The 11,698-nt window shown below is 69.1% G+C and carries 10 protein-coding genes; 7 read left to right on the top strand and 3 right to left on the bottom strand.

Annotation, left to right across the window (positions count from 1 at the left end; genetic code table 11):
• Window positions 1–681 precede the first annotated feature (681 nt).
• Together ABDW21_RS12945 and ABDW21_RS12940 are read right to left on the bottom strand one after the other, a co-directional pair.
• Window positions 682–966: a type VII secretion target gene (locus ABDW21_RS12945; RefSeq protein WP_343602484.1), complete on the bottom strand. Its 285-nt coding sequence runs from the start codon at window positions 964–966 to the stop codon at window positions 682–684.
• Between the two features lie 110 nt (window positions 967–1,076).
• Window positions 1,077–1,964, bottom strand: coding sequence for an alpha/beta hydrolase-fold protein (locus ABDW21_RS12940; protein ID WP_343602486.1), 888 nt, complete (start codon window positions 1,962–1,964; stop codon window positions 1,077–1,079).
• 66 nt (window positions 1,965–2,030) lie between these two features.
• On the opposite strand from ABDW21_RS12940, the gene ABDW21_RS12935 reads away from it, so the two are divergent.
• A complete protein-coding gene (locus ABDW21_RS12935; protein WP_343602488.1) occupies window positions 2,031–2,651 on the top strand; it encodes a TetR family transcriptional regulator in 621 nt (206 codons plus the stop codon).
• On the opposite strand, the gene ABDW21_RS12930 is transcribed toward ABDW21_RS12935, so the two are convergent.
• Entirely contained in the window at window positions 2,605–3,426 is an 822-nt protein-coding gene (locus tag ABDW21_RS12930) for a DUF429 domain-containing protein (protein WP_343602490.1), read from the bottom strand. The genes ABDW21_RS12935 and ABDW21_RS12930 overlap by 47 nt on opposite strands.
• Before the next feature lie 40 nt (window positions 3,427–3,466).
• Here ABDW21_RS12930 and purB point away from each other — a divergent pair, with 40 nt between their 5' ends.
• From purB to ABDW21_RS12900, 6 genes are all read left to right on the top strand, one after another.
• Window positions 3,467–4,882 (top strand): adenylosuccinate lyase, encoded by a 1,416-nt coding sequence (gene purB, locus ABDW21_RS12925; RefSeq protein WP_343602492.1) that lies wholly within the window; start codon window positions 3,467–3,469, stop codon window positions 4,880–4,882.
• 16 nt (window positions 4,883–4,898) lie between these two features.
• Window positions 4,899–5,867: a tellurite resistance/C4-dicarboxylate transporter family protein gene (locus tag ABDW21_RS12920; RefSeq protein ID WP_343602493.1), complete on the top strand. Its 969-nt coding sequence runs from the start codon at window positions 4,899–4,901 to the stop codon at window positions 5,865–5,867.
• A 109-nt stretch (window positions 5,868–5,976) separates the two neighbouring features.
• Window positions 5,977–6,870, top strand: a complete 894-nt coding sequence (locus tag ABDW21_RS12915; RefSeq protein WP_343602499.1) for a phosphoribosylaminoimidazolesuccinocarboxamide synthase — start codon at window positions 5,977–5,979, stop codon at window positions 6,868–6,870.
• The gene (locus ABDW21_RS12910; protein ID WP_343710528.1) at window positions 6,867–9,026 is read left to right on the top strand and encodes a S9 family peptidase; all 2,160 of its coding nucleotides are present in this window, start codon (window positions 6,867–6,869) and stop codon (window positions 9,024–9,026) included. The genes ABDW21_RS12915 and ABDW21_RS12910 overlap by 4 nt, the downstream gene beginning before the upstream one ends.
• 184 nt (window positions 9,027–9,210) lie before the next feature.
• Window positions 9,211–9,915 (top strand): DUF2334 domain-containing protein, encoded by a 705-nt coding sequence (locus tag ABDW21_RS12905; RefSeq protein WP_343602496.1) that lies wholly within the window; start codon window positions 9,211–9,213, stop codon window positions 9,913–9,915.
• Window positions 9,916–10,015: 100 nt separating this feature from the next.
• A complete protein-coding gene (locus ABDW21_RS12900) occupies window positions 10,016–11,665 on the top strand; it encodes an FAD-binding dehydrogenase (protein ID WP_343602497.1) in 1,650 nt (549 codons plus the stop codon).
• Window positions 11,666–11,698: the final 33 nt, after the last annotated feature.

Raw genomic sequence — 11,698 nt, 5'->3', positions numbered from 1 at the left:
CGACAGTTGTGTGTCGACAGTTGTGTGTCGACAGCTGTGGCGGCGCGGTGCTGGGAAGGAGGTTGTCGCGCAGAGGCGGGCACGGCGCACATCGCCTCGTCCAGAGGCCGGTGGTGCTGATGTGGCCAGGCGGCAATATGGGGATCGGGCGGTCTTCGGGTGCACGACGCCGCGACAATGCCCTGCGGTGGCGGTCGGGACCTCGGTGGCGGTCGGCTCGGCACGGCACCAACGCGGTTTGAGTTGTGTTGCGCAGCAACGTAGGTCCGACTCGCCGCTTCGCGTGCAGGTGCTGCCGGCTGATCGGCCGCCCGGCAGGCGAACCGGTGCGTTAACGCCCTTCGGTAGTTCAGCGGGCTGCAGCCAGCACAAACCGCGAATCGTGAGCCAAGTCAGGCATCAGCCTCGATCGACCCGTTGCCTTTGTCGAGCGCCGCAGCGTCAGCCTCGGCGGAGGTCAGCATCGGAGACGCCTGATCGGCGGCCCGACGAAACATGTTCGTCGCCGCATCATGGGCTTACCCCGACCAGGTTCGCGCTTCGGGCAGCCCGGTCGCACTCGTCGTCGAGATTGCGCACAGCCTGATAGACCGACTCGCCGCCGGGTTGCACCGCGGACGCCGCCACCGACAGGGAGCCACGGTTCCAGCTCTGCAACCGCGAGCGCGACGGCAGCACGGGTCAAAGCAACCCGTCGAATGTACCGGCGAGGGAATGGTCCTCCACCTCGTAGCGGTCACCGGCACCGCGCACCGCCACCCCCATATCGGCGACATTCGTGGCGATCTTGGCCGTGACCGCCGTCATCCGCACGCCGACCAGGCGGGCCGCCCACTGGGTGGCCGAACCCGGCAGCCCGTCAGCGGCCGTACTCATCTTCTGCCCGAGATGAGCACCGCTGATCTTCGCCGACGCGGCGTCGACCTCACGGGCGAAACCACGCAGCAACTCCGGATTGACCAACATCGAATACCCAGACCTTCGCTGTGACAGAGCCGTAACGCCCTCGGGCGCGGCCGAATGTGCTCGACGATAACACCCGTTCGGGACTGTGCAGAGCGGAATTTGCCGACGGCTCACGCCGTCAGCAGCGGGGCGATCCAGGTCAGCTCGGCGGGCAGCTGCGCACTCCAAAACGATGCGTCGTGTCCGCCCGCAGAGAACCCGCCGGCCGGCGGGTTGGGCAACTGTGCCACAAACTGTTTGGTGGCGCCGTAGAACGGGTCGCTGTCACCGCAGTCCACCCGGATCGGGATCGACGCCAACGAGGGCATTCCGAACACCGAGTTGGCCGACCAGTCGCCGGCACCGTCGAAAGCGCCGGGCGCCGCCGTCCCGGGGGACAGCCACAGCGCCGGGCTCACCGCGCAGATCGCCGCCGTGCGGGCCGGCCCGAGCCGGCCGCCGAGCAGCAAAGCGCCGTAGCCGCCCATCGACCATCCCAAAAACGCCACCCGCGACGTGTCGAGGTCTTGCGAACCGAGCATGGGAATCAGCTCGTCGAGCACCATCGTGCCCGAGTCCTCGCCGGAAGCCCTTCTGTGCCAATAACTTCCGCCGCCATCGACGGCGACCACCGCGAACGGCGGCAGGCCGGCGCCGACGGCCTGGGCCAGGCCCTGCTCGACACCGCCGTCCATCACTGTTGCTGCGTCGGATCCTTTGCCGTGCAACAGGATCAACGGTCGTAGCGCTGAAGTCTGACCGGGCGGGCGGGCGATCGCCCAGTTCGTCGTCACCCCGGCGCGCGCCGCAGACACGAACGACCCGGTCGCCATCGTCTGCGCCGCAACAGGTGCCGGCTGCGCGGGCGCGGGCGGCAGCAACGGGACGCCGGTCCCGGCCAGCGCGACCGGCGCAGAACGCGGGCGCGGCACCAACCCCAGCGCGCAGGCGCCGACCGCCGCGCCCACACCGAGGCGCAACGCGGCGCGGCGGCTCAACTCGGGCATGCCGGCCATCATGCCATCGGCCGGGTGTTTGCCCGAAAGGTCTGTGCGGCGCCACCCCGCCTGGCAGCATGGTCAGGCGTGACGGCAGCTGTCACGCCCAAGGGAGAACGACGACGCTACGCACTGGTCAGCGCCGCCGCCGACCTGCTGCGCGAAGGTGGTTTCGACGCCGTCCGGCACCGCGCGGTGGCGCGCCGGGCGGGCCTGCCGTTGGCGTCGACGACGTACTACTTCTCCTGCCTCGACGACCTCGTCGCCAGCGCGGTAGCCCAACTCGGGATGCTCGAAGCTGCGCAGCTACGGGCCCGGGTGAGCGGCCTGTCCCGACGTCGGCGCAGCGCCGCGACCACCGCCGACATCCTGGTCGACCTGCTGGTCGGCGAGCAATCCGGTCCGGCGCTGACCGAGCAGCTCATCTCGCGCTACGAGCGCTACGTCGCCTGCGCCCGGCTGCCCGCACTGCTCGACATCCAGCGGCGCAGCCTGCGCCAGCGCGCCGACGCCGTCGCCGACGCCATCGAACGATCGGGGCGGACGGCCCGCGAGGAGTTCATCTCGGCGTTGATCAGCACGGTCGACGGGGCCGTGGTGTCCGCACTGGTCGATCGTCGGCAGGACCTGCGCGAGGCCGTGCGAACGACCGTGATCGACATCATCGACACGTTGGCGCCGTTCGACCCACGGTCGCCACAGGTGTGATCGCGTCGCCGCGGCGGGCACGTCGCCGCGGCGACGCGGCCAAATCCATTGGCACGGTTGGCGTCACGATACAACCGGTGACGTGATCGCCGTACCGGGTGACCCCCTCGGGGCGGTGGTGGGCGTAGCGCGCCACGTACGCGCAGACGACAGCGTCGACGGGATCCTCGGCGCGACGCAGGTCGCTTTTGCGGGTCGCCCCCCGGACCTGGCGGCGCAGCGCCCCCCAGCGGACGTCGTCGGCGACACGCAGCGGGACCGGTGCCCGGGCCAGCCCCTCGAGCAGGTCCATCACCCGCAGCAACTCCGCGCGCAGCAACTCCAGCGGGCGGCCCGGCTTGGCCTTGTATTTCACCGTGCGGTGCAGCCGGAACAGCGCCACCATCGCCGCGTGCGGATAGACCTCGATGGCTCGCTGCGACGCCGGTGACCGCGGATCGATGTCGAGCCCCAGTGCGGCGGCCAGCCGGGCGCCGCGCGGCCCGTTGGCGAATTCAGGTTTGCCGGTGTTGGCCGGATGGGCGCCGGCCTCGAAGCGGGCGAAGTCGCGGTTCAGCGCGGCCTCGGCGGCCCGCTGCCCGGTCGGGTTGGTCACCACCAGCGGCGCGTCGATGCCGACCAGGCACTCGCCGCGAACCCAGGGGCGCAGCGCGGTCAGCACGGCGTCGTCGTCGCGGGCTGCGCTCAGCGCCACCAGCCGACCGTCGGCATCCAGCACCGCCACACCTGTCGGGTTGCGCACACCCCAGGCGAGGTCGACACCTACGAAGTGCATCTGCCCAGCCTGCCGCATCGCGCCCGTAAGCTGTGGACTCGTGAGCATCCCGAACGTGCTGGCCGGCCGCTACGCGAGCGCCGACATGGTGGCGATCTGGTCGCCGCGGGCCAAGGTGGTCGCCGAGCGTCGGCTGTGGCTGGCGGTGCTGCGGGCCCAGGCCGAGCTGGGGGTGCCGGCGCCGGCCGGCGTGATCGCCGACTACGAGCGGGTTCTCGACGACGTCGACCTGGCGTCGATCGCAACGCGTGAGCGGGCGCTGCGCCATGACGTCAAGGCCCGCATCGAGGAGTTCAACGCGCAAGCCGGCCACGAGCACATCCACAAGGGGATGACCAGCCGCGACCTGACCGAGAACGTCGAGCAGATGCAGATCCGCCGCTCCCTGGAGCTGGTGTTCACGCACGCCGTGGCGATGCTGGCACGCCTGGCAGAGCGGGCGGTGGCCTACCGAGATCTGGTGATCACCGGGCGCAGCCACAACGTCGCCGCCCAGGCCACCACGCTGGGCAAGCGATTCGCCTCCGCGGCCCAGGAGACGCTGTTGGCGCTGACCCGGCTGCGGGAGCTGATCGACCACTACCCGCTGCGCGGCATCAAGGGCCCGATGGGCACCGCCCAGGACATGCTGGACCTGCTCGGCGGCGACCCGGCCAAGCTGGCCGAGTTGGAGCGCGGAGTTGCTGAATTCTTAGGTTTCACAACGGTTTTGACCAGCGTCGGACAGGTGTATCCGCGCTCGCTGGATCACGAGGTGGTGTCCGCTCTGGTGCAGTTGGGTGCGGGCCCCTCGTCGTTGGCGCACACGATTCGGCTGATGGCCGGGCACGACCTGGTCACCGAGGGCTTCGCGGCGGGGCAGGTCGGCTCGTCGGCGATGCCGCACAAGATGAACACCCGCAGCAGCGAACGGGTCAACGGGCTGCAGGTGGTGCTGCGCGGCTACGCCTCGATGGTGGCCGAGCTGGCCGGGACGCAGTGGAACGAGGGCGACGTGTTCTGCTCGGTGGTGCGCCGGGTGGCGTTGCCGGACAGCTTCTTCGCCGTCGACGGGCAGATCGAGACGATGCTGACCGTGCTCGACGAGTTCGGCGCCTACCCCGCGGTGATCGGCCGCGAACTCGACCGCTACCTGCCGTTCCTGGCGACGACGAAGGTGCTGATGGCCGCGGTGCGCGCCGGGATGGGCCGCGAGGCCGCCCACGAGGTGATCCGCGAGCACGCGGTCGCGACTGCGCTGGCGATGCGAGAGGGCGGCGAGCCCGACCTGCTCGACCGGCTGGCCGGCGACCCGCGGCTGCCGCTGGACCGCACCGCGCTGGACGCGGCGCTGGCCGACCGGCAGGCGTTCACCGGCGCCGCCGGCGGCCAGGTCGACGAGGTCGTCGCCGCGGTGGACGACCTGATCGCCCGGTATCCGGAGGCGGCCAAGTACACGCCGAGTGCGATCCTGTAGGGCCGTGCGGCATCACATGAGTGATCTTCGCCTGCCGCCCGACGTGTTCTCCGTGGTGATGGCGACCGGGATCGTCTCGATCGCCGCGCGCAACCACCACTACCCCCGGATCAGCGACGCCCTGGCGGTGCTGGCGTCGCTGGGCTTGCTGGCTCTGGTCGTGTGGGCGGTCGTCACGCGGCGGGTCACCGCGTGGAACCTGACCGACCCGGACGTGACGCTGCGATTGTTCACCTTCGTCGCCGCGTGCGCGGTGCTGGACAGCCGGGTGGTGTCGCATCCGGTGGTGGCGGCGCCGCTCGGTGTCGTCGCGTTGTCGGCGTGGCTGGTGCTGTGCGTGCGCACCGCTCGCAGCATGGCGGCGCGCCGGTGGATCGCTCTGCGCGACGGCGCGCACGGCGCGTGGGAGTTGGCCAGCGTGGGCACGTCCGGCCTGGCGATCGTGATCACCCAGGCCGCACGCGCCACCGGTCAGCGGTGGTGGTCCGCGCTGGCGGTGGGAACCTGGGCGCTGGCGATCGGCGTCTACGCGGTGATGACCTGGCTGATCCTGTGGCGCGCGGTCGCCGAGCGGCAGGACCGCGACGGCTTCGAGCCCGACACCTGGATTCTGATGGGCGCGCTGGCGATAGCGACGCTCGCCGGTGACGGCATCCACCAGCTGGCCCCGCTCTGGCTGGCTGCGACCGTTCGCACGGTGACGGTGGTGACCTGGGTTTTGGCGACGCTGTGGATACCGCCGCTGATCTATTTCGGGCTGCACCGCATCAGCCGACGGCCCGACATGCTGCATTTCGCCGGGGTGTGGTGGACGTTGGTGTTCCCGCTGGGCATGTACTCGGCGGCCACCGGCGCGATGGCCGCCGAACTGAATCGGCCTTCCCTGCAGACTATTTCGCTGGTGTTCTGCTGGAATGCGATCGTGGCGTGGGTGGTGGTGGCCGTCGCCGGGCTGCTACGACTGCCGCGCGCGCTGATGCGCTGAGACCACGGTGTCGGTCACCGCCGCCGGTGGCATCGCGCACGGACCGCGATCTGCCGCGTCGATCCCGGCGCTGCCGGGGCCCGGGGCCGCCGGATAGTCTGAGCCGATGTTGCGCCCCGCTCTGTCCGACTATCCGCATCTGGCCAGCGGCAAGGTCCGCGAGCTGTACCGCATCGACGACGAGCATCTGCTGTTCGTCGCGACAGACCGGATTTCGGCGTTCGACTACGTGCTCGACAGCACGATCCCCGACAAGGGCCGCGTTCTCACCGCGATGAGCGTGTTCTTCTTCGGGTTCGTCGAGGCGCCCAACCACCTGGCCGGTCCGCCCGACGACCCGCGCATCCCGGCAGAGGTGCTGGGCCGAGCGCTGGTGGTGCGGGAGCTGCAGATGCTTCCGGTGGAGTGTGTGGCCCGCGGCTACCTGACCGGGTCGGGACTGCTGGACTACCAGCAGACCGGCTCACTGTGTGGGATCCCGCTGCCCCCCGGGCTGGTCGAGGCCAGCAGGTTCTCCGAGCCGCTGTTCACCCCGGCGACCAAAGCCGAACTGGGACAACACGACGAGAACATCTCGTTCGCACGGGTGATCGAGATGGTGGGCGCGGTGCGCGCCAACCGGTTACGCGACCTGACGCTGCAAACGTACGTGCAGGCCGCCGACCACGCCCTGACGAAGGGAATCATCATCGCCGACACCAAGTTCGAGTTCGGTGTCGACGCTCACGGCGGCCTGGTGCTGGCCGACGAAGCCTTCACGCCCGACTCGTCGCGGTACTGGCCGGCCGACGACTATCGGGCCGGGGTGGTGCAGATGAGCTTCGACAAGCAGTTCGTCCGTAACTGGCTGACCAGCTCCGAGTCGGGCTGGGACCGCTACGGGTCTGCGCCTCCGCCGCCGTTGCCGACCGACATCGTCGACGCCACCCGAGCCCGCTACATCGAGGCCTACCAACGGATTTCCGGCCTGCGATTCGATGACTGGATCGGATCGGCGGCGTGACCGGCATATCCGCGCCGCCGATCGCCAAGCGGGTTGACAGCCGGCGGGAGTTTCACGGCGACGTGTTCATCGACCCCTACGAATGGCTGCGCGAAAAATCCAACCCTGAGGTGATCGCGCATCTGGAGGCCGAAAACGACTACACCGACCAGACTACGGCCCATCTCGAGCCGCTGCGCCGGACGATCTTCGACGAGATCAAGGCCCGCACCAAGGAAACCGACCTGTCGGTGCCGACCCGGCGCGGCCAATTCTGGTACTACGCCCGCAGCTTCGAGGGAAAACAGTACGGTGCGCAATGCCGTTGTCCGGTAACCGATCCCGACGACTGGCACCCGCCGCACTTCGACGAGCACACCGAGATCGCCGGCGAACAGCTGCTGCTCGACGAGAACGCCGAGGCCGACGGGCACGACTTCTTCTCGTTGGGCGCGGCCAATGTGAGCCCCGACGGCAATGTCCTGGCCTATTCGGTCGACGTCGTCGGCGACGAGCGATACACTCTGCGGTTCAAGGACTTACGCACCGGAAAGATGTATCCCGACGAGATCATCGGCATCGGGGCGGGAGCGACGTGGGCAACCGACAACCACACGGTGTACTACGTGACCCTCGACGCCGCGTGGCGTCCCGACACCGTGTGGCGGCATCGACTGGGTTCGGGTCTGCCTGCGCAGAAGGTGTACCACGAGCCCGACGAGCGATTCTGGGTCGCGGTGGGACGCACCCGCAGCGACGCCTACATGTTGATCGTGTCGGGGTCAGCGATCACCTCCGAGGTTCGCTACGGCGATGCCGCCGATCCGCAGGCGGGGTTCATCACGGTGTGGCCGCGCCGCGACGGCGTCGAATACTCGGTGGAGCATGCGGTCGTCGGCGGCGAGGACCGGTTTGTGATCCTACACAACGACGGCGCGGTGAACTTCGCGCTTGCCGAGGCGCCAGTTGCCGATCCCGCCGCACAACGCACGTTGATCGGTCATCGCGACGATGTGCGTCTGGACGCCGTGGACGTCTTCGCGCGGTACCTGGTGGTCAGTTACCGGCGGGAGGCGTTGCCGCGGCTGCAACTCTGGCCGATCGGCGACGACTACGGCCGCCCCGAAGAGATCACGTTCGACTCCGAGCTGATGGCGTCCGGTCTGGGCGTCAACCCGACCTGGGGTTCGCCGAAACTGCGCGTCGGCGCGGGATCGTTCGTCACCCCGGTGCGGGTCTACGACATCGACCTCGACACCGGCGAGCGCGCCCTGCTGCGCGAACAGCCGGTGCTCGGCGGCTACCGGCGCGAGGACTACGTCGAACGCCGCGACTGGGCCGTCGCGGTCGACGGCACCCGCATCCCAGTGTCTATCGTGCACCGGGCTGGCATCGAGTTCCCTGCTCGCACTTTGCTGTACGGTTACGGAGCCTACGAGATCTGCGAGGATCCGCGGTTCTCGATACCGCGCTTGTCACTGCTGGACCGCGGCATGGTGTTCGCGATCGCGCATGTCCGCGGTGGTGGTGAGATGGGCCGGTTATGGTACGAGCACGGCAAGCTGCTGGAGAAGAAGAACACGTTCACCGACTTCGTCGCGGTGGCGCGGCATCTGGTGGACTCGGGGCTCACTAGGCCGCAGAATCTGGTGGCATCGGGCGGAAGTGCGGGCGGTCTGCTGGTGGGCGCGGTGGCCAACCAGGCTCCGGATCTGTTCGCCGGAATCCTTGCGCAGGTGCCGTTCGTCGACCCGCTGACCACGATCCTGGACCCGTCCATGCCGCTGACGGTCACCGAGTGGGACGAGTGGGGAAACCCGTTGCGCGACAGCGACGTGTACTCGTACGTGAAGTCCTATTCGCCCTATGAGAACGTCGCCGCGAAGCGATATCCGTCGATCCTGGCTATGACGTCGCTCAACGACACGAGGGTCTACTATGTGGAGCCGGCGAAATGGGTTGCGGCACTGCGACATAGCAAAACTGACGGCAACCCGGTGTTGTTGAAGACCCAGATGAGCGCAGGCCACGGTGGCATCAGCGGCCGCTACGAGCGGTGGCGGGAGATCGCCTTTCAGTACGCCTGGCTGTTATCGGCTGCCGACTACGACCAGAACGGCCGCGACCAGAACGGCCGCGACCAGGAAGACGACCTCCGCGGCGGTGCGCACGGGTAGCCGCGTCGTCATCCGGGCAGAAACACCCGGTTCGTCGGCGCCGCGCCAGCCGGTCCGGCGGGAGAGTTCGGCGCCGGCGCGCCCAGCTGCGCCTGGCCGGATGCGCTGGTGGGAGACCCGGCCCGACGCCTGCTATCCGCGTGTCCGTCACCGTGTGGACACCTGGAATCGCCACAATGGTGCTGTGGTTGCAAGGCTGATCGTCTCGGTATCCGGGATTACCGAACGGACCGTGGCTGACGTCGAGGCGTTCTGCGCCGAGCTGGACGCGCGTTCTGTCCCGGTCTCGCTGCTGGTGGCGCCGCGGCTGAAGGGTGGCTACCGGCTTGATCGTGACCCGGCCACTGTGGCCTGGTTGACCGGCCGGCGTGCCCGCGGCGACGCGATCGTGCTGCACGGCTACGACGAGGCGGCTACCAAGAAGCGTCGCGGCGAGTTCGCGGCGGTCCCCGCGCACGAGGCGAACTTGCGGCTGATGGCCGCCGACCGTGTGCTCGAGCACGTGGGGTTGCGCACCCGGCTGTTCGCCGCACCGGGGTGGACGGTGTCACCCGGGGCGGTCACAGCATTGCCGCGCAACGGGTTCCGGCTGCTGGCCGATCTGCACGGCATCACCGACCTGGTGCGCAGCACCACGGTGCGAGCCCGGGTGCTGGGCATCGGGGAAGGCTTCCTGACCGAGCCGTGGTGGTGCCGCATGCTGGTGCTCTCGGCCGACCGCGTCGCCCGTCGTGGCGGTGTCGTGCGCATCGCGGTTGCGGCCCATCAGCTGCGCGATGCCGGTCGGTTGCGGGCGGTGCTCGACGCCGTCGACCTGGCCTGCTTGCACGGCTGCACGCCCACGGTGTATCGGTGGTTGGCCGATCGGGCTATTCCCGACGCCGCCTGACCGCTGGGTCACTACTCTGGAGCGGCATGAGCCGCGCCGACGACGCTGACGCCGGAATGAATCGCGGGGGTCGCCCCGGTTGCGGGGGAGAGTGGCGCCTATGAGCGAGGTCGCGGACGTCGTCATCGTCGGGGCGGGACTCGCCGGCCTAGTGGCCGCGTGCGAGGTCGTCGACCGCGGGAAGCGGGTGCTGATCCTCGACCAGGAGAATAGCGCCAACCTCGGTGGGCAGGCTTTCTGGTCGTTCGGCGGACTGTTCTTCGTGGACAGCCCCGAACAGCGCCGCCTGGGTGTGCGCGACAGTCACGAACTGGCGCTGCAGGATTGGCTGGGCACCGCCGCGTTCGACCGGCCCGAGGACTACTGGCCCAGGCAGTGGGCACACGCCTACGTGGATTTCGCGGCTGGGGAGAAACGCAGTTGGCTGCGGGCCCGCGGGCTGCGAATCTTTCCGCTGGTGGGATGGGCCGAGCGCGGCGGGTACGACGCACGCGGGCACGGCAACTCGGTGCCCCGCTTCCACATCACCTGGGGAACCGGTCCGGCCCTGGTGGAGATCTTCGCGCGCCGGCTGGGTGACCGCTCCGCGGTGCGGTTTGCGCACCGTCGTCGGGTGGACGAGCTGATCGTCGAGAACGGCGCCATAACCGGTGTGCGGGGCAGCGTGCTGGAGCCGTCAGCGGAGCCGCGGGGTGCACCGTCATCACGAAAAGTGTCGGGGCAGTTCGAGTTCCGCGCTCCGGCCGTGATCGTCACCAGCGGCGGCATTGGCGGCAACCACGACCTGGTGCGGGCGAACTGGCCCAAGCGCATGGGCCGGGTCCCCGAGACGTTGCTCAGCGGGGTACCTGCCCACGTCGACGGCAGGATGATCGGCATCACCGAGAAAGCCGGCGCACGGGTGATCAACCGCGACCGGATGTGGCACTACACCGAGGGCATCACCAACTACGACCCCATCTGGCCGCGGCACGGCATCCGGATCATCCCCAGCCCGTCGTCGCTGTGGCTGGACGCCACGGGCAAGCGACTGCCGGCCCCGCTGTATCCCGGCTTCGACACGCTGGGAACGCTGGAGTACATCGCGCGGTCCGGCTACGACTACACCTGGTTCGTGCTCAACGCCCGGATCATCGAGAAGGAGTTCGCGCTGTCGGGTCAAGAACAAAACCCCGACCTGACCGGGCGCAGCGTGGGCGAACTGCTGCGCTCGCGGGCCCGGTCCGGCCCGCCGGGCCCGGTGCAGGCCTTCATCGACCGCGGGGTGGACTTCGTCACCGCAAACTCGTTGCGTGACTTGGTTTCCGCAATGAACAAGCTGCCAGATGTGCTGCCGCTGGACTACGAAATGGTGGCCGAGGAAGTCATAGCCCGCGATCGCGAAGTGACCAACCGTTTTACCAAGGACAGCCAGATCAACGCGATCCGGATTGCGCGCACCTATCGGGGCGACCGGCTGGGTCGCGTCGTGGCTCCGCATCGGTTGACGGATCCGAAGGCGGGGCCGCTGATTGCCGTCAAGCTGCATATCCTGACTCGAAAGACGTTGGGCGGACTGGAGACTGATTTGGACTCTCGGGTGCTCAAGGCCGACGGCACACCGCTCGACGGGCTCTACGCGGCCGGCGAGGTCGCCGGCTTCGGCGGCGGCGGCGTCCACGGCTACCGGGCTTTGGAGGGGACCTTCCTGGGTGGCTGCATCTTCTCGGGCCGTGCCGCCGGCCGCGGCGCCGCCGGCGACATCTCCTGATCCCGACGGGCAACCACGGCGCCTGTGCACTTA

Origin of the sequence: Mycobacterium sp. (genome assembly GCF_039583805.1) — a bacterium.
Classification (GTDB): Bacteria; Actinomycetota; Actinomycetes; order Mycobacteriales; family Mycobacteriaceae; genus Mycobacterium.
The sequence above is the reverse complement of the archived record's forward strand: the minus strand, read 5'-3'. Positions and strand labels throughout refer to the sequence as shown.

Coding starts and splice junctions, on each gene's coding strand:
- ABDW21_RS12945 (WP_343602484.1), bottom strand. CDS start 966: ATGTTGGTCAATCCGGAGTTGCTGCGTGGTTTCGCCCGTGAGGTCGAC.
- ABDW21_RS12940 (WP_343602486.1), bottom strand. CDS start 1,964: ATGATGGCCGGCATGCCCGAGTTGAGCCGCCGCGCCGCGTTGCGCCTC.
- ABDW21_RS12930 (WP_343602490.1), bottom strand. CDS start 3,426: ATGCACTTCGTAGGTGTCGACCTCGCCTGGGGTGTGCGCAACCCGACA.
- ABDW21_RS12920 (WP_343602493.1), top strand. CDS start 4,899: ATGAGTGATCTTCGCCTGCCGCCCGACGTGTTCTCCGTGGTGATGGCG.
- ABDW21_RS12900 (WP_343602497.1), top strand. CDS start 10,016: ATGAGCGAGGTCGCGGACGTCGTCATCGTCGGGGCGGGACTCGCCGGC.